General features: G+C 70.3%; 14 protein-coding genes. 12 read left to right on the top strand and 2 right to left on the bottom strand.

Annotated elements, in window-relative coordinates; translation table 11 throughout:
- Positions 1-7 precede the first annotated feature (7 nt).
- From JOE30_RS18150 to proB, 12 genes are all read left to right on the top strand, one after another.
- Entirely contained in the window at positions 8-916 is a 909-nt protein-coding gene (locus tag JOE30_RS18150) for a PDR/VanB family oxidoreductase (RefSeq protein WP_307806236.1), read from the top strand.
- On the top strand, positions 913-1,884 hold the full coding sequence (locus JOE30_RS18145) for a DUF3445 domain-containing protein (RefSeq protein ID WP_204868376.1): 972 nt from the start codon (positions 913-915) through the stop codon (positions 1,882-1,884). Before JOE30_RS18150 ends, JOE30_RS18145 begins: the two co-directional genes overlap by 4 nt.
- An 18-nt stretch (positions 1,885-1,902) precedes the next feature.
- Positions 1,903-3,957 carry an alpha/beta fold hydrolase gene (locus tag JOE30_RS18140; RefSeq protein WP_204868375.1) on the top strand — a complete coding sequence of 685 codons (2,055 nt, stop codon included), beginning with the start codon at positions 1,903-1,905 and terminating at the stop codon, positions 3,955-3,957.
- Between the two features lie 9 nt (positions 3,958-3,966).
- Positions 3,967-6,618 (top strand): valine--tRNA ligase, encoded by a 2,652-nt coding sequence (locus JOE30_RS18135; RefSeq protein ID WP_204868374.1) that lies wholly within the window; start codon positions 3,967-3,969, stop codon positions 6,616-6,618.
- Positions 6,615-8,051: a folylpolyglutamate synthase/dihydrofolate synthase family protein gene (locus JOE30_RS18130; RefSeq protein WP_204868372.1), complete on the top strand. Its 1,437-nt coding sequence runs from the start codon at positions 6,615-6,617 to the stop codon at positions 8,049-8,051. Before JOE30_RS18135 ends, JOE30_RS18130 begins: the two co-directional genes overlap by 4 nt.
- Positions 8,048-8,446 carry a DUF4233 domain-containing protein gene (locus tag JOE30_RS18125; RefSeq protein WP_027505665.1) on the top strand — a complete coding sequence of 133 codons (399 nt, stop codon included), beginning with the start codon at positions 8,048-8,050 and terminating at the stop codon, positions 8,444-8,446. Before JOE30_RS18130 ends, JOE30_RS18125 begins: the two co-directional genes overlap by 4 nt.
- A gap of 46 nt (positions 8,447-8,492) precedes the next feature.
- A complete protein-coding gene (ndk, locus tag JOE30_RS18120) occupies positions 8,493-8,906 on the top strand; it encodes a nucleoside-diphosphate kinase (protein ID WP_204868370.1) in 414 nt (137 codons plus the stop codon).
- 433 nt (positions 8,907-9,339) lie between these two features.
- Positions 9,340-12,753, top strand: coding sequence for a translation initiation factor IF-2 N-terminal domain-containing protein (locus JOE30_RS18115; protein ID WP_204868368.1), 3,414 nt, complete (start codon positions 9,340-9,342; stop codon positions 12,751-12,753).
- 247 nt (positions 12,754-13,000) lie between these two features.
- Positions 13,001-13,312 (top strand): 50S ribosomal protein L21, encoded by a 312-nt coding sequence (gene rplU, locus JOE30_RS18110; protein WP_027505669.1) that lies wholly within the window; start codon positions 13,001-13,003, stop codon positions 13,310-13,312.
- A 104-nt stretch (positions 13,313-13,416) separates the two neighbouring features.
- On the top strand, positions 13,417-13,680 hold the full coding sequence (gene rpmA / locus JOE30_RS18105; RefSeq protein WP_027505670.1) for a 50S ribosomal protein L27: 264 nt from the start codon (positions 13,417-13,419) through the stop codon (positions 13,678-13,680).
- Between the two features lie 188 nt (positions 13,681-13,868).
- Positions 13,869-15,320 carry a GTPase ObgE gene (obgE, locus tag JOE30_RS18100; RefSeq protein WP_027505671.1) on the top strand — a complete coding sequence of 484 codons (1,452 nt, stop codon included), beginning with the start codon at positions 13,869-13,871 and terminating at the stop codon, positions 15,318-15,320.
- Positions 15,317-16,438 (top strand): glutamate 5-kinase, encoded by a 1,122-nt coding sequence (gene proB / locus JOE30_RS18095; protein ID WP_204868367.1) that lies wholly within the window; start codon positions 15,317-15,319, stop codon positions 16,436-16,438. The genes obgE and proB overlap by 4 nt, the downstream gene beginning before the upstream one ends.
- A gap of 8 nt (positions 16,439-16,446) precedes the next feature.
- Here proB and JOE30_RS18090 read toward each other — a convergent pair whose 3' ends face one another.
- Together JOE30_RS18090 and JOE30_RS18085 are read right to left on the bottom strand one after the other, a co-directional pair.
- On the bottom strand, positions 16,447-17,625 hold the full coding sequence (locus JOE30_RS18090) for an MFS transporter (RefSeq protein WP_204868366.1): 1,179 nt from the start codon (positions 17,623-17,625) through the stop codon (positions 16,447-16,449).
- The gene (locus JOE30_RS18085; RefSeq protein ID WP_204870535.1) at positions 17,622-18,401 is read right to left on the bottom strand and encodes a Sir2 family NAD-dependent protein deacetylase; all 780 of its coding nucleotides are present in this window, start codon (positions 18,399-18,401) and stop codon (positions 17,622-17,624) included. The genes JOE30_RS18090 and JOE30_RS18085 overlap by 4 nt, the downstream gene beginning before the upstream one ends.
- Positions 18,402-18,511 lie beyond the last annotated feature (110 nt).

Below are 18,511 nucleotides of genomic sequence, written 5' to 3'. Positions count from 1 at the left end.
GATGCGGGTGGTCCACTCGACAGCGGTCACTCCGGACGGTGCGGTGCGGCGCATCGACCTCGCACCGCAGCGCTCGGGGGACGCGCTGCCGTCGTTCGTGCCCGGAAGCCACGTGGTGGTGCGCTGCGGCGACGACGCGTCCGCCCCGTACAACGCCTACTCCCTGATCGGGGCGCCGCACGCCCCGTCCCTCTACTCGTGCGCGGTACTCGCCGTCGGCGCCGGGTCGCGGTGGCTGCAGCGTCGGCGCCCCGGTGACCTCGTCGAGATCCACACTCCGCGCAGCACCTTCGCTCCGGTTCTCCGCGCGCGGAGGCACCTGCTGGTGGCCGGCGGGATCGGCATCACGCCGATCCTGTCCCTGGCGCGGTGGCTCGGGTCGACCGCCGAGGTGCACTACGTCCACCGGCCGGAACGCGGCGCGTTCGCCGAGGACGTGGCCACCTCGTGCGACGCTCGGATCAGCACCACCCGCGCGGGCTTCGAGAGCGGACTGGCGGACGCGCTCACCCGGCAGCCACTGGGAACGCACCTGTTCGTCTGCGGCCCGACCCCTCTCGTCGAGGCGACGCTGAGCGCCGCGCGTGCGGTGGGCTGGCCGGAAAGCCGTCTGCACACCGAGGCGTTCACCCGCCCCGATGCTCCTCGCCGGTCGTTCGTGCTCGAACTCGCGCGCAGCGGACGCACCCTGCCGGTGTCGTCCGACGAGTCGGTGCTGGACGTCCTCGACACTGCCGCCGTGTCCGTCGATCGGCAGTGTCGTCACGGTGTCTGCGGTCGGTGTCGGACGCCTGTGATCGCGGGCGCCGTCGACCATCGCGACCTCTTCCTGTCCGACGACGAACGCACGCGGTCGGATTCGATGATGGTCTGCGTGTCCCGCGCCGCGGGGGATCGTCTGGTGGTGGACCTGTGACCGATCTGCGGGCTTTCCCGTTCCCCTTCGACGTCGACACGTACCGGTACAGCACGAATCTCGAGCCGGCGCGCACGGCTCATCGGACCGCCGCGGGCGGCTGGGGTGAGCACGTCGTCGAACCGGGTACCGACTATCGGGACGCGCTGGCCGAACGCGCCCGCATCCTCGCGCGGGACCCCCGGCGAGCGGTGTCGTTGCCGCACATGGCGCCGGCCGGGTGGGACGCGCTCGAGACGGTGCTGATCGAACTGCACCGCAGCGTGCCCGACGAGACGACGCTCGACCTCGACGGCGGGCGTGTCCGTTTCTCGAACAGGTTGTCCGGCAACAGCATCGACGTGGCCAGAGGGGACCCGAGCGTCGATCCGTTGGTGCTGGCGGCAGGGGAGACGCCGGACGATCTGGTTCTGCTGGACACCCGCGGGGGTGAGCTGTTCGCCGACGCGGGCGTGGTGACGTACGCGTCGGGGTGGTCCATGAACTTCGCTCTGGGTGCGAGCTTCGAGGACATTCACGGTCCAGTCCCGCGCGTGCGGGACGAGGGGGTCGTGGCGCGGGCACGCGCGTTCCTCCTCGGGCTGGGTGCGGGAGCGACCGTGCGGCGCACCAATTGGTCGCTCGGAGTCGACCATCGGCTCGATGCCTCGCTGGAGACGCGCGGGGAGTGGGCACGCGCGCGACGGGAACTCGAGACCGCGTCCGCCGACGACGTCGGCAGGCGCCTCTGCCTGCGGGTCGAGGTGCAGCACCTGACGCGCCTCGCTCCGTCCGGTGCGATCCTCTTCCTCGTCCGCACCCATCACGCGTCGCTCGACGAGCTCGCCGCAGTGCCCGGTTGGGCGGAGCGTGTCGTCGCGGTCACCGCGGAACTGCCGCGGGACATGGCCGACTACAAGGGGCTGACCGCGCTGCGACCGGCGATCGACCGCTGGTGGCGGAGCAGACGTCGCGCGGTGCTCGGGTGATCGCCTAGGTTCGGGGGCATGACCGACGCGAGCGCTTTCCGGACTCCCGACGCCTACCTCGACCTCCCCCGCATCGCGGGCCTCGCGCTGTCCGTCGACGGAGCCTCGCTCGTCACCACGATGTCCGAGCTGAATGCCGCACGGACGAAGTACGTCTCGAGTCTGTGGTCCATCGCGACGGACGGCACGTCGGCGCCGCGCCGGCTCACCCGGTCCACCACCGGGGACTCGGCACCGACCTTCGCCGCGAACGGCGACCTGCTCTTCGTCCGAGCGGCGTCCGGTGACGACGATGCACCGTCCGCGGTGTGGGCGCTGTCCGCGCAGGGCGGAGAGGCCCGCAGGGTCGCGCACCGCGTCGGTGGGGTGGGGGGAGTCGTGGCCGCGTCCGACGTGCCGGTGTTCGCCGTCGCCGGTGAGGTTCTGGGCGACGTCGACCGTGACGAGGCGCTGCGCGCGCTGCGGAAGGACAAGGCCGTCTCCGCGATACTGCACAGCGGATATCCGATGCGGCACTGGGACAGCGACCTCGGTCCGGCGTCCACGCACGTCTTCGTGGGGAACCTCGGCGACACCGAGGACACCGACGTCGCACTGCGGACGGTGACGCCGCGACCCGGCGGTTCGGCGGGCGGCGGCGCGTACCGCGACACCTCCGTCGCGGTGGCTCCCGACGGCTCGTGGCTGGTGGCCACGCGCAGGGTCGCGGGAGCCGACGCCACCACACGGCACGTGCTCGTCCGGATCGACACCTCGGACGGCGCCGACGCCGTGCTGGTCGACGATCCCGTGGCCGACGTCGGTGCCCCTGCCGTCTCGCCCGACGGAACGCGCGTCGCGTTTCTGCGCGAGACGCATCCGGAACCGGACGCGGCTCCGCGGACCACGCTGCACGTCCTCGACCTGACGACCGGGTTGCCGGAGCAGTGGGCGGCCGGGTGGGACCGGTGGCCGTCGTCGCCGGTGTGGTCCGCCGACGGGCGCAGCATCCTGGTGACGGCGGACGACGACGGCCGGGCACCGATCTTCGTCGTGACGCCCGACGCGGCCCGCCGCCTGACACAGGACGACCACGCCTACACCGACCTGCGTCCGGCTCCGGACGGTGATGTCGTCCACGCGCTGCGCTCGTCGTATCTCGTTCCGCCGCATCCGGTCCGGATCACGCTCGCCGACGGTGCGGTGACCGAGCTGCGATCACCGGCCGCCACGCCGACACTGCCGGGCACTCTCGAGGACGTCGAGACCACCGCCGAGGACGGCGTGCGCGTGCGCGCCTGGTTGGCTCTGCCCACGGGCACGTCCGCCGACTGGCCCGCGCCCCTCGTGCTGTGGGCGCACGGCGGACCGCTCGGGTCGTGGAACGCCTGGTCGTGGCGCTGGAATCCGTGGATGCTGGTGGCGCAGGGATTCGCCGTCCTGCTTCCCGATCCCGCACTGTCCACCGGGTACGGACAGGAGTTCGTGCAGCGCGGCTGGGGCCGATGGGGGACGGAGCCCTACACGGACCTGATGGCCGTCACCGACGCTGTCGAGCAACGCGAGGACATCGACTCGACGCGCACGGCGATGATGGGCGGCTCGTTCGGCGGCTACATGGCCAACTGGGTCGCAGGTCACACCGACCGCTTCCGGGCGATCGTCTCGCACGCCGGTCTATGGGCGCTCGACCAGTTCGGTCCCACCACCGACGAGGCGTCGTACTGGGCGCACGAGATGACGCCGGAGATGGCGTTCGAGAACTCACCGCACCTGGCCGTCGCGGACATCGTCACCCCGATGCTGGTGATCCACGGCGACAAGGACTACCGCGTGCCCGTGGGCGAGGCGTTGCGGTTGTGGTGGGAGTTGTTGTCCGAGTCCGGTTCTCCCGCCGACGAGAACGGGGAGACCGTGCACCGGTTCCTGTACTTCCCCGACGAGAACCACTGGATCCTCTCGCCGCAGCACACCGCGGTCTGGTACGGCGCCGTGCACGCCTTCCTGGCCGAGCACGTACTCGGACAATCCACTCCGATGCCCGAGATCCTCGCGGCGCGACCGGGCCGGACCGTCGATCCCGACGCGCACTAGAATCACCCGGTGACCAGATCGACGACGACGCCCGACGAGAACCCTGCCGACCGCCTGCCCAAGGCCTGGAATCCCGGTGACGTGGAAGCAGACCTCTACCAGGGATGGGTCGACTCCGGGTACTTCGTCGCCGATCCGGACAGTGCGAAGCCGGGGTACTCGATCGTGCTCCCGCCGCCCAACGTCACCGGCAGCCTGCACATGGGCCACGCGCTCGACCACACGCTGATGGACGTCCTGTCGCGTCGCAAGCGGATGCAGGGCTACGAGGTGTTGTGGCTTCCCGGCATGGACCACGCGGGCATCGCCACGCAGTCGCTCGTGGAGAAGCAACTCGTCGCCGAGGGAACGTCCAAGGACGAGCTCGGTCGGGACGCCTTCATCGAGAAAGTGTGGGAGTGGAAGCGTGAGTCCGGCGGCACCATCGGCGAGCAGATGCGCCGGATCGGTGACGGCGTCGACTGGAGCCGCGAGCGGTTCACGATGGACGAGGGCCTCTCACGTGCCGTCCAGACCATGTTCAAGTTGCTCCACGATCGTGGCCTGATCTACCGCGCCGAGCGGCTCGTCAACTGGTCGCCGGTGCTGAAGACGGCGATCTCCGACATCGAGGTCAAGTACGAGGACGTCGAGGGCGAACTGGTCTCGCTCCGCTACGGATCGCTGAACGACGACGAACCGCACGTGGTCGTCGCCACCACTCGTGTCGAGACGATGCTCGGCGACACCGCCGTCGCCGTCCACCCCGACGACGAGCGCTACCGAGACCTGGTGGGCACGACGCTTCCGCACCCGTTCCTCGACCGCGAGATCCCGGTCATCGCCGACGACTACGTCGACCCCGAGTTCGGCACCGGCGCCGTGAAGATCACGCCGGCACACGACCCCAACGACTTCGAGATGGGTGTCCGGCACAGCCTGCCGATGCCCTCGATCATGGACACCTCGGGCCGGATCGCCGACACCGGAACGCAGTTCGACGGTATGGACCGCTTCGAGGCGCGCGTCGCCGTGCGCGAGGCACTCGCGGAGCAGGGCCGCGTCGTCGCCGAGAAGCGTCCCTACGTCCACAGTGTCGGCCACTCCGAGCGCAGCGGCGAGCCCATCGAGCCGCGACTCTCCCTCCAGTGGTGGGTGAACGTCTCCACGTTGGCGGCCTCCGCCGGCGACGCCGTGCGCGACGGGCGCACCGTCGTGCACCCGAAGAGCCAGGAACCGCGGTGGTTCGCCTGGGTCGACGACATGCACGACTGGTGCATCTCGCGCCAGCTGTGGTGGGGGCACCGCATCCCCATCTGGTACGGACCCGACGGTGAGACGGTCTGCCTCGGCCCCGACGAGACGCCGCCCGAGGGCTGGGTGCAGGACCCGGACGTGTTGGACACGTGGTTCTCGTCCGGCCTGTGGCCCTTCTCGACGATGGGCTGGCCCGACCGCACTCCCGACCTCGAGAAGTTCTATCCCACCAGCGTTCTCGTCACGGGCTACGACATCCTGTTCTTCTGGGTCGCCCGCATGATGATGTTCGGCACCACCGTCGGCGACGAGCTGCCCGGTCCGGTGCCGTTCCGCGATGTGTTCCTGCACGGGCTGGTGCGCGACGAGTTCGGCCGCAAGATGTCGAAGTCGAAGGGCAACGGCATCGACCCTCTCGACTGGGTCGACCGATTCGGTGCGGATGCACTGCGTTTCACGCTGGCGCGCGGAGCCCATCCCGGCGGTGACCTCTCGGTCGGCGAGGACAACGCGCAGAGTTCGCGCAACTTCGCCACCAAGCTGTTCAACGCCACCAAGTTCGCGTTGATGAACGGCGCTGTGGTGCAGGATCTCCCGGCCCGCGAGACGCTCACGGACGCCGACCGCTGGATCCTCGACCGGCTGGCGACGGTGCGCGCCGAGGTGGACGACGCGCTGGACCGCTACGAGTTCGGCAAGGCGTGCGAGGCGCTTTACCACTTCGCCTGGGACGAGGTCTGCGACTGGTACCTCGAACTGGCCAAGGTGCAGTTCTCGTCGGAGCGCGCGGCCGAACCCACCCGCATCGTCCTCGGTGTCGTGCTCGATTCCATTCTCCGCCTGCTGCATCCGGTCATCCCCTTCGTCACCGAGACGCTCTGGAAGGCCCTCACGGGCGGCGAGAGCATCGTGGTCGCACCGTGGCCGAAGGAGACCGGGGTCGGAGCCGATCCCGTCGCGCTCCAACGCGTGTCCGACATGCAGAAGCTCATCACCGAGGTGCGCCGCTTTCGCAGCGACCAGGGCGTGAAGCCGAAGCAGAAGGTCCCGGCGCGGCTGCTCGGGGTCGAGGAGGCGGACCTCACGGCGCAGATCCCCGCCACCCGCGCGCTCGCCTTCCTGACGGAGCCGGAGGAGGATTTCGCCGAGACGGCATCCATCGAGGTCCGGCTCTCGCTCGGTACCGTCGTCGTCTCCGTCGACACGTCCGGCACCGTCGACGTGGCGGCCGAGCGCAAGCGTGCCGAGAAGGATCTCGCGGCCGCGGAGAAGGAACTCGCCGCCACCACTGCCAAGTTGGGCAACGAGGCCTTCATCGGCAAGGCCCCCGAGGCGGTCGTGGACAAGATCCGCGCGCGGCAGCAGATCGCCCGCGAGGACGTCGAGCGCATCACCGCACGCCTGCGTGAGATGGGGCCGGCGTGAGCTATCCGGGCAACTCCGGGCCGGAAGGGGTGTCGGGACCCTCGCCGGTCGATCTCGCCGAGTTCACACTGGTGGAGTCCGAACTGGACCAGCGCTGGGGCGAGACGACCATCGAGCCGTCGCTCACGCGCATCAGTGCACTGATGGACCTGCTCGGGTCCCCGCAGGCGAGCTACCCGTCCATCCACGTCGCGGGCACCAACGGCAAGACGTCGGTCACCCGGATGATCGAGTCGTTGCTGCGGGCGTTCCACCGGCGCACCGGTCGCACCACCAGCCCCCACCTGCAGTTGGCCACCGAGCGGATCGCCGTGGACGGGGTGCCGCTGACCCCTCGTCAGTACGTCGACACGTACCGCGACATCCTGCCGTACGTCGAGATGATCGACGCGCAGTCGGAGGCCGCGGGCGGGCCCAGAATGAGCAAGTTCGAGGTGGTGACCGCGATGGCGTTCGCGGCCTTCGCGGAGGCCCCGGTCGACGTCGCCGTCGTCGAGGTGGGTCTCGGTGGACGCTGGGACGCCACCAACGTGGTGGACGCGCAGGTCTCCGTCATCACCCCGATCGGTATCGACCACATCGAGTACCTCGGTACCGATCTGGCCGGTATCGCCGCCGAGAAGGCCGGCATCATCAAGAAGGCCCCTGAACGGCTCGATCCGGTCGACACGGTGGCGGTTCTCGACGAGCAGCAACCCGAGGTCACCGACGTCCTGTTGCGGCGTGCCGTGGAGATGGACGCGGCGGTGGCCCGCGCCGGGTCCGAGTTCGTGGTCCTGGCCCGTCGCGTCGCGGTCGGCGGTCAGCAGCTCGAGCTCCGCGGCCTCGGCGGCGTGTACGACGACATCTTCCTTCCGCTCCACGGTGAGCACCAGGCGCGCAACGCCTCGCTGGCCCTCGCGGCGGTCGAGGCGTTCTTCGGCGCGGGTGCCGACCACGGACTCGACGTCGAGACGGTGCGCGAGGGTTTCGCCTCGGTGGTGAACCCGGGCCGACTCGAGCGGGTGCGCAACGCACCGACGGTCTTCGTCGACGCCGCGCACAACCCGCACGGCGCCGCCGCACTCGCCGCGACGCTGACGGCCGAGTTCGACTTCCGCAAGCTCGTCGGCGTCGTGTCCGTGATGAAGGACAAGGACGTCGACGGCATCCTGCAGGCACTCGAACCCGTACTCGACGAGATCGTCGTGACCCACAACGGCTCCCCACGCGGGCTCGACGTCGAGGCACTCGCCGACGCGGCCGTGGCCAAGTTCGGCGACGAGCGTGTCGTCGTCGCGGAGACGCTCCCGGACGCACTCGAGATCGCGATCGGCATCGCGGAGGACGTCGCGGACGAGGGTGAGGCCGTCTCCGGTGCCGGCGTCGTCGTCACGGGATCCGTGGTGACCGCCGGTGCGGCACGCACTCTCTTCGGGAAGGACCCGGTATGACAGTCCCCGAGGCGGGCCAGGTCCCGCCGCCCGCACGCGATCCGTGGAAGGGGTTCCGCGGCGTCTGCGCCGGCACCCTCGTCCTCGAGGCGATCGTCGTCTTCCTGTCGCTCCCGGTCGTCGCGACCGTCGGCGGCGGACTCACGTGGATCAGTGGGACGTACATCATCGCGCTGGGCGTGGTCATGCTGCTCGGTGCAGGACTGCAGGGTCGGTCGTGGGCTCTGTCCTTCGATCTCGCGCTGCAGGTCCTGGTGATCCTCGGCTTCTTCGCGCACCCGTCGATCGCCGTCGTGGGCGTGCTGTTCCTCGCCGTGTGGGTGTACCTGCTGTATCTGCGCCGCGATCTCCGCAAGCGCATCGCCGAGGGCCGGTTGCCGAGCCAGCGAGAATGACGCCGGTGCTCCGGGGCCGATCGAGGGTCCTCTAGGCTCAGCGCTCGTGACCGAACGCACTCTCGTACTGATCAAGCCGGACGGCGTCGAACGTCGCTACGTCGGCGACATCCTCGGCCGTGTCGAGCGCAAGGGGCTCGACCTCGTCGCCCTGAAGCTCCTGACGGTGGACCGCGAGGTGGCGGAGAAGCACTACGCCGAGCACGCCGAGCGGCCGTTCTTCCCCGACCTCATCGAGTTCATCACCTCGGGACCGCTCGTCGCAGCCGTCTTGGAGGGTCCTCGTTCCATCGAGGCCTTCCGTCAGATCGCCGGTGGCACCGACCCCGTGGCCAAGGCGACGCCCGGCACCATTCGCGCCGACCTCGCGCTGGACGGCCAAAAGAACCTCGTCCACGGCTCCGACTCGCCCGAGTCCGCGGCCCGCGAGATAGCGCTCTGGTTCCCCGAGCTCGGCTGACGCTGCACCTCGAGTCCCACCTCCGACCGCCGGGCCGCACCGCGAACCCCGCATTGGCACGCGGCGGTCGGGGAGTGTGGGATACTGGCCTAGGTCGCGGCGCGCACCACGCGAACGTGACCGGATGACAATCACGGACCGAAGCCCGTCATCGCGAACACGCGCAGGCATCGATGCGAGTCTCCTTCTCGCACCGCCGGCGCGTCCCGCTGAAGATCAGGTGCTCGGATCGGCCATCCGCCCAGGCAGTGCGGTGACAGTCGCCGACCGTTCCGGTCGACGACCTGACGCAGTGCGAACCCGCTTTTTCGTCGGATCGTCCGATCCCGCGAACGAACCATGACTCCCGCGTGGCCGCGTGCCATTCGACGGACGACGCCCGATCGGGCACCTCGACCGTGGATGTTCGCGCCCGGGAGCCCGAGGAGAACACGTGGCCGACACCGTGCCGCCCCAGGAGCCGCTCGATCAGGGCGCCCCCACCTTCCCCGAGCGCATCCGCGTTCACGCGCTCGCCAAGCTGCTGGGAGTGACCAGCAAGCAGGTCGTCGCTCAGCTCGCCGAGATGGGCGTCGACGTCCGCAGCGTCCAGTCCAGCGTCGTCCGTGACGACGCGCAGACCGTCGCGTCAGCGCTGGGCGCTCCGGCACTCGAGGCCGCCGACGTGGCAGACCTGCCCGCTGCGGAGAGCGCACCTCCCGCCGCCGAGGCGACCAGCTCGGCGTCCACGGCCGACGAGAGCCCCGCGTCTCCCACCGAGCCGGACCTCTTCACGAACATCGAGACGGTCGAGGCGACCGCCCCGTCGTCCGCCGATCCCGCCACCGCACCGCTGTTCCTGCAGCCCGAGGTCACCGAGGCGCCGAAGGCTCCCCGGACGCGGGCACGTCGCGCTCGATCCGCGCCGAAGAAGGCGGAGGTCGACGAGACCGCGACAGCGGACGCACCCGAGGCCGACGGCACCGCCGACGTGTCCACCCCTGTCGAGGTGTCCGCCCCCGCCGAGAGCACCCCCGCCGTCGAGACGGCGACCGAGTCCGACACCGCTGCGTCCGATGTCTCCGCGTCCGACGAGGGCACCGACGACGACGCGAACGACCAGGACGGATCGTCCGGTCCTCGCCGCCGCCGCCGTGGCCGTCGTGGCCGTGGTCGCGGACGCGGCGACAACCAGAACGACGACAACCAGAACGACGATCAGAGCGACGACGAGACGGACGAGTCCGCCGCGGACCGCTCCGATGCGCCTGCCGCCGAGGACGCGACCGCGGAACCGGAGACCACGGACACGGACGACGCCGCGGAGGGCGACGACGCGCCGAAGCGCTCCTCGAACCGCCGCTCGCGCAGCCGTCGTGGGTCGCGGGCGGACACGTCGCCCGACGCAGACGCGTCCGAGACCACCGACTCGACCGACGCGTCGAGCACGAGCGACACCACTGCCGGCGAGACGGAACCGTCCGCCGAGGACACCGATGGTGCCTCCGGGGAGAACGACAGTGCCTCCGGGGACAACGACGACGACTCGACCGGGGACAGCGCGAGCCGTCGCCGGCGCCGCCGCCGTCGCCGCAAGAGCGGGGGCGAGAGCGCGGACTCCGAGACCACGACCGACGACGATCCGCCCAACACGGTGGTGCACGAGCGCGAGCCGCGTCAGCGTTCGGCGAAGTCCAAGGACGAGGTCCAGGGCATCACCGGGTCGACCCGGCTCGAGGCGAAGCGTCAGCGTCGCCGCGACGGTCGTGACGCGGGCCGTCGCCGTCCGCCCATCCTGACCGAGTCCGAGTTCCTCGCGCGCCGCGAGTCGGTGGACCGGACGATGGTCGTGCGCGAGAAGTCGCTGGCCGGGCACCCGGACCTGACCCAGGTCGCGGTGCTCGAGGACGGCGTTCTCGTCGAACACTTCGTCACCAGCACGGCGTCGGGCTCCATCGTGGGCAACGTGTACCTCGGCCGCGTGCAGAACGTGCTGCCCAGCATGGAAGCCGCGTTCATCGACATCGGCAAGGGCCGCAACGGTGTGCTCTACGCCGGCGAGGTCGACTGGGACGCCGCCGGTCTGGGCGGCAACAGCCGCAAGATCGAGCAGGCACTCAGGCCCGGTGACCAGGTGCTCGTGCAGGTCAGCAAGGATCCGGTCGGGCACAAGGGCGCCCGGTTGACCACGCAGATCTCGCTCGCCGGCCGCTTCCTGGTCTACGTGCCCGGTGGCTCGTCCACCGGCATCAGCCGCAAGCTGCCCGACAACGAGCGCAAGCGTCTCAAGGACATCCTGCGCGACATCGTCCCGTCCGAGGCCGGGGTCATCATCCGGACCGCGTCGGAGGGCGTCAGCGCCGAGGAACTCGAGCGCGACGTCACCCGCCTGCAGGCGCAGTGGGCCACCGTCTCGGAGCGCTCGACAGGTGCCGAGGCGTCCAAGTCGTCGGCTCCGGTCACGCTGTACGAGGAGCCCGACCTTCTGGTCAAGGTGGTCCGCGATCTCTTCAACGAGGACTTCTCCAAGCTGGTCATCGAGGGCGACCGGGCCTGGTCGACCGTGCAGAACTACATCGAGACCGTCGCCCCCGACATGCTGCCCCGCGTCGAGCGGTACACCTCGGCGTCGAAGGACGTCGACGTCTTCGGTGCCTTCCGCATCGACGAGCAGCTGGCCAAGGCGCTCGATCGCAAGGTGTGGTTGCCGTCCGGCGGCACGCTGGTGATCGACCGTACCGAGGCCATGACCGTCGTCGACGTCAACACCGGCAAGTTCACCGGCGAGGGCGGCAACCTCGAGGAGACCGTCACCCGGAACAACCTCGAGGCGGCCGAGGAGGTCGTGCGGCAGATGCGCCTGCGCGACATCGGCGGCATGATCGTCGTCGACTTCATCGACATGGTGCTCGAGTCCAACCGCGACCTGGTGCTCCGTCGCCTGACCGAGGCCCTGGGCCGTGATCGCACACGGCACCAGGTGTCCGAGGTGACGTCGCTCGGGTTGGTCCAGATGACGCGCAAGCGCATGGGTACCGGTCTCATCGAGGCGTTCTCCACGACGTGCGAGCACTGCCACGGGCGTGGGTTGATGATGCATCAGTTCCCGGTCGAGCCGGCCAAGGACGAGGGTGGGCGCTCCCACTCCCGCTCCGACCGGTCGCGGTCCGACAACTCCCGTTCGGACACCAGCTCACGCTCCGAGAACTCCCGCTCCGACAACCAGGGCTCCGAGGGCGGCTCGCGTCGCAAGCGCGGCGGCCGGGACCGGTCGGAGAATCGAGTCGACGACACGACGACGGCCGAGACCACGGAGTCCGAGTCGGGGAGTGACACGGCTCCGCGTCGTGCGCATCCCGTGGCTCTGGCCATGGCGGCGCATCTGCATCCGGACGATGTCGCCGAGGTGGCGGACACCGTGTCGGATCCGATCGAGGACGCGACGGCCGCCGTGGCAGCGGTGCGCGACGCCGCCGGCCGCAACGGCCGATCGGACTCCGCCGCCGAGGTGACCGAGACGTCGGACACGCTGTCGACACCCGATTCCGTCACACCCGAGCCCGCGGCGTCGGAGCCTGTCACTCCCGAACCCACCGCCGCGACGCGTCCGCGCCGCAGTCGTCGGGTGTCCCGAGCGGCGTCCGCGCCGGCCGGGGACTCCGCCGGCACGGTCATCGTGGTGCCCTCGGCGTCTGAGACATCCACGGGGACAGCGGCTTCCGGCAGCAACGACGGGGGCGGCGCTGCCGAACCCGTTGCGGTGACCGTCGGGGGCGGCGCCTCCGTGGAGCCCGTCGCACCGGTCCGGCGTCCGCGCCGTCGGGCAGCGGGTCGGCCGGCTGGACCGCCGGTGGACGACGAGGCCTGAGCTGCGGCCGAGCACCGGGTCCGGCGGTTTGACCGGGCCACTGGCTCTACCGTAGTCTTGGACAGTCGCTGCCGGCGACGTGGCTCTGTCCTGTCCACCGCGAGGTGAGCGGGCGCAGCCGCCCGAACTTCGGTTCGCCGGCGCAAGAGTGTGACCAGCAGGGGCTGCGGAACCGCAGCCACGAGACCAGTCGCGTCCCCGACCAGGGACGCGAGAACGCATCAAAGAAGCAAGGGGTAGCCCTCCGATGGCAACGTACGCGATCGTCAAGACCGGCGGAAAGCAGTACAAGGTCGCTGTAGGTGACCTCGTCAAGGTCGAGAAGATCGAGGGAGCGCCCGGAACGGCTGTCTCGCTTGCTCCTGTTCTCGTCGTCGACGGGTCCGAGCTGACCACCGGGGCCGACAAGCTGGCCGGCATCACCGTCACCGGTGAGGTCGTCGAGCACACCAAGGGCCCGAAGATCCGCATCCACAAGTTCAAGAACAAGACCGGGTACCACAAGCGTCAGGGACACCGGCAGAAGCTGACCGTCCTGAAGGTCACCGGCATCAAGTAAGTCCTGATACCGGTCTCCATCCGGCGTCTCTGCGTCACCACGGCTCGTTCCACCAGGGCTCGTCCATCACGGCACCGGCTCCACCAACCCCGGGAGGGTTTCTCATGGCACACAAGAAGGGCGCGTCCAGCTCACGCAACGGTCGCGATTCCAATGCTCAGCGTCTCGGCGTCAAGCGCTTCGGCGGACAGTCGGTCAGCGCGGGCGAGATCCTCGTCCGTCAGCGCGGCACCCACTTCCACCCCGGTGTGAACGTCGGCCGTGGCGGCGACGACACGCTCTTCGCCCTCTCGGCGGGTGCAGTTCTCTTCGGCACCAAGCGTGGCCGCAAGACCGTCAACATCGTCCCGGCCGCCGCGGAGGCCTGATTCTCCTGCGGCGCCCGCGAGGTCCGGCTTCGGCCGTTCGCGCGACGTCAGTGCACGTTCCCGTCAGGGGCGGTTCGGAGGGCTCGTCCTCCGTCCGCCCCTGACGGCGTTTCACCCCTCGGCGCCCTGTCGGCCGCCGATCTCTCAGCAGTTCAGCATCATCTGCCTTTCGGAAGGACCCTCCACCCATGTCGCGTTTCGTCGACCGTGTCACCCTGCACGTCAGTGCGGGAAAGGGCGGTAACGGGTGCTCCTCCGTCCACCGGGAGAAGTTCAAGCCCCTCGGTGGTCCGGACGGCGGCAACGGCGGCCGCGGCGGCGACGTGGTCCTCGTGGTGGATCCGAGCGTGCACACCCTTCTCGACTTCCACTTCCACTCCCACGCGAAGGCAGGGAACGGCACGCAGGGAGCCGGCAGCAATCGCGACGGCGCCGTCGGCGAGGACCTGATCCTGGGTGTCCCGGACGGCACCATGGTTCTCGACAGCGACGGCCGGATCCTCGCCGACCTGGTGGGCGAGGGCACGCGTTTCGACGCGGCGGCCGGCGGTCGCGGCGGCCTGGGTAATGCTGCCCTCGCATCGCGAGCGCGCAAGGCGCCCGGCTTCGCGCTGCTCGGCGAGGACGGGGTCGAGCGCGACCTGGTCCTGGAGCTCAAGTCCGTGGCCGACGTCGGCCTGGTCGGCTTCCCGAGTGCCGGAAAGTCGTCTCTCGTCTCCGTGCTCTCGGCCGCCAAGCCGAAGATCGCCGACTACCCGTTCACGACACTGGTCCCGAACCTCGGCGTCGTCTCGAGCGGCGACACCACGTTCACGGTCGCCGACGTCCCCGGCCTCATCCCCGGTGCCAGCCAGGGCAAGGGGCTGGGCCTGGACTTCCTGCGTCACCTCGAGCGCTGTGCCGTGCTCGCCCACGTCGTCGACTGCGCGACCCTCGATCCGGGTCGCGACCCCGTGTCCGACGTCGACGCTCTGGAGGCCGAACTGGCCGCGTACACGCCCGCCCTGTCGAGCGACGCCGGCCTGGGCGAGTTGGCCGATCGCCCGCGCATCGTCGTGCTCAACAAAGTGGACGTTCCCGAGGCACAGGAACTGGCCGACATGGTGCGCGAGGACTTCGAGGCGCGCGGCTGGCCCGTCTTCGCCATCTCCGCGGTGAGCCGAGAAGGTCTGCGGCCCTTGACCTTCGCCCTCGCGGAACTGGTCGCGCAGTACCGCATCGATCATCCGAAGGCCGTCGCGCGTCGGCAGGTCATCCGGCCCGTCGCCACCGACAAGGCGGGCTTCAGCGTCATCTCCGATCCCGACGAGCCGGGCGGCTTCATCGTGCGCGGCGAGCGCCCGGAGCGGTGGGTCATGCAGACGGCCTTCGACAACGACGAGGCCGTCGGTTACCTCGCCGACCGACTCGCTCGTCTCGGTGTCGAGGCGGAACTGGTCAAGCAGGGCGCACAGCCCGGGGCGTCCGTGACCATCGGCGACGTCAGCTTCGAATGGGAGCCGCAGACCCCCGCCGGTGTCGACGTCACGATGACCGGCCGCGGTACCGACTCGCGCATCGACCAGGTCGAGCGCATCGGCGCGCCCGAGCGCAAGCACGCCCGCCGTGTCCGTCGAGGGCTGGAGAGCGACGAGCAGTGACCGCGACCCAGCCGCAGCGGAGTACGCGGGAGATCATCGCGTCGGCGCGCAGCATCGTCGTGAAGATCGGGTCGTCGGCCCTCACCAGCATGGAGGCCGGGCTCGACCTCGCCCGGCTGGACGCGTTGGCGGATGCGATCGAGGCTCGGATGCGTGCCGGGTCCGACGTCGTCGTCGTGTCGTCCGGAGCGATCGGTGCCGGTATGGCGCCGCTGGGTCTCAAGCAACGGCCTCGTGACCTGGCGACGAAGCAGGCCGCGGCCAGTGTCGGCCAGTTGGCCCTGGCGCACGCGTGGGGCACCTCCTTCGGCCGCTACGGTCGCACCGTCGGTCAGGTCCTGCTGACGGCGGACGACATCGCCCGTCGGTCGAATCACCGCAACGCTCAGCGCACGTTCGACCGACTGCGCTCGCTCGGCGCCGTGGCCGTCGTCAACGAGAACGACACCGTCGCGACGGCCGAGATCCGCTTCGGCGACAACGACCGCCTCGCAGCCCTGGTCGCGCACCTCGTCGGGGCGGACGCGTTGCTGCTGCTGTCCGACGTCGACGGCCTCTACGACGGCGACCCCCGCAAGGACCCCGACGCGACCTTCGTCCGCGAGGTCGCGAGTCCCGAGGATCTCGACGGCGTCGTCGCCGGATCGGGCGGCTCCCTCGGCACCGGCGGCATGGCGTCCAAGTTGTCCGCAGCCCGCCTGGCAGCGGACGCGGGTGTTCCCGTCCTGCTGGCGGCGGCGTCCGAGGCGGCCTCCGCCCTGAGTGGTGGACTGGTGGGAACCACGTTCACCGCGCGCCCGAACAGGTTGTCGGCCCGCCGTTTCTGGGTCCGTCATGCCGCGGACACCGCCGGCGCCCTCACGCTCGACGACGGCGCCGTCACCGCGGTGATCGGCCGACGACGCTCACTGCTGTCGGCAGGAATCGTCTCGGTCAGTGGCTCGTTCGACGCCGGCGACGTGGTGACCCTGCACGGCGTCGACGGCACCGTGGTCGCGCGCGGAGTCGTCGCCTACGACGCGGCGGAGCTCGCCGGCATGATCGGTCGCTCGACGGGCGACCTCGCCCCCGAGGCCCGGCGTCCCGTGGTGCACGCGGACGACCTCGTCCCGGGCTGAGCGACCGGTCAGGCCGGAGCCGACGCGGCGAGCACGCGCCGCAGTGCGAGGGCCAGCAACGCCACCGCGACACCGGCGGCGACCATCGACCACAATGCCCAGCCGAAGCCGGTCAGCTCCGCGAGGGAACCGAACGCGACGGGTGCCAGCAGCACCCCTATGCGGGCGATCAGCGACACCACCGTGAGAGCCGTGCCCGCGGTGATACCGGGGAGTCGGCCGGCCAACCCGAACGCAGCCGGAAAGATCGGTGCCGCACCGAATCCCGCAACGGCGAACATCACCGGGGCGATCACGGGCGAGCTCACCACGGGTGCCGCCAGGAACGCGGCCGCGATGAGCAGTGCGCCGCCCATCAGCACGGCGTGGCGTCCGACGCGGTCCACCACGGCATCACCGACGAGGCGCCCGACGAACATTGCGGACGAGAAGGCCACGACGGTGAGTCCCGCCAGTCCCGGCCCGGCTCCGAGATCGGTGGAGTAGATCGCACCCCAGGACTGCGGCACGTCCTCGACCAGGGCACACACCAGCACGAGCCCGCCGAGCAACGCCAGGGCGCCGGAGAACACGCGCCGTGGACCCCGGCCGGACGATCGAGGGACGGTGTCGGGCGCGGCGCGTCCGTCGGGAACCAGCGAGCGGTGAGCCACCAGTGCGAGCACCAGCAGGACGCCACCGACGAGAGCGAAGTGGACGAGTACGGCGAGTCCGATGCCGGCTGCGGCGGCGCCCGTGAGGCCGCCGGTGACGGCCCCTGCGCTCCACGCCGCGTGGAAACGGTTGAGAAGCGAACGCCGCCGGTGCTTCTCGACGATCACCCCCTGCGCGTTCATCGCCACGTCCATGACGGCGTCGGCCCCGCCCAGGACGGCGAGAGCGAGTGCGAGTGCCCACCACGTCCCGGCGAGAGCCGGGAGCACGAACGCCAGGCACAGCACCGTCGCGGAGAGCAGGACGACTCGGCGACTGCCGAGCCGCCGGATTCCGAGGGCGGCCAGGGGAGTGGCGAGGAGACCGCCGGTGCCGACCCCCGCGAGCGCCAGACCGAGCACCGACGCGTCGAGCCCGAGAGCGTCACGGATCGCAGGCAGGCGCGGCGCCCAGTTACCGAGCACCGCACCGTTGACGAAGAAGACCGCCGCGACTGCCCATGGGGCACCGCCGACGGCCCTGCCGTCCGTCACAGAAAGGACGCCAGGACCTCGGAGCAGCCGGCCTCGATCTTCTGGGCGGCGAACTCGTCCCCGCGGGTGCGCCCTCGGTTGACGATGAACACCGGGATGTCGTTCTTCCACGCGTGTCGGACGAAGCGCAGTCCGGACATGACGGTGAGCGAGGACCCCAGCACCACGAGCGAGCGCGCGGCGTCGACCATGTCGTAGGCGCTGCGGACGCGCGGCTTGGGCACGCTCTCGCCGAAGTAGACGATGTCGGGTTTGAGGATGCCGCCGCACACCTCGCAGCCGACCATGCGGAAGTGGGCGGTGCTCTCGATGATCGCGTCGGCGTCCGGGGCGATCTCGACGCCGTCGGCGCCGACCACGGACTCGATGAAACCGGGATTGGCAGCGGTCAGACGTTCGTCGAGAGCGACGCGGGAGACGAGGCGATCGCAGTCGAGGCAACGGACCCGGCCGTACACGCCGTGCAGGTCGATCACCGAGCGGGAGCCGGCCTTGGTGTGCAGCATGTCGACGTTCTGCGTGATGACGCCGGTGACGGTGCCCATGCGCTCGAGCTCGGCGAGGGCACGGTGGCCGGCATTGGGGCGGGTGGCGTCCATGTGGCGCCAGCCGACGTGGTTGCGAGCCCAGTAATGACGTCGGAAATCGTCGTCGCCGATGAACTGCTGGAACGTCATCGGGTCACGCGGTGGAGAGTCCGGGCCGCGGTAGTCGGGAATTCCCGAGTCCGTGGACATCCCGGCACCGGTCAAGGCGACGACGCGGCCGTCGGCCATCGCGTCCTGCAGAGAGAGGGCGCTGCGCGGCGACCGATCGAGAGAGCGTGGGGAAACCGAGGTCACGCTCTCCAGAGTAGGTCGCCGCGCCGGCTGGGGTGGGGCGGCGG

The sequence above is a fragment of the Rhodococcus sp. PvP016 genome, from assembly GCF_017832185.1.
Lineage (GTDB): Bacteria > Actinomycetota > Actinomycetes > Mycobacteriales > Mycobacteriaceae > Rhodococcoides.
This window is presented reverse-complemented; position numbering and strand designations above follow the sequence as displayed.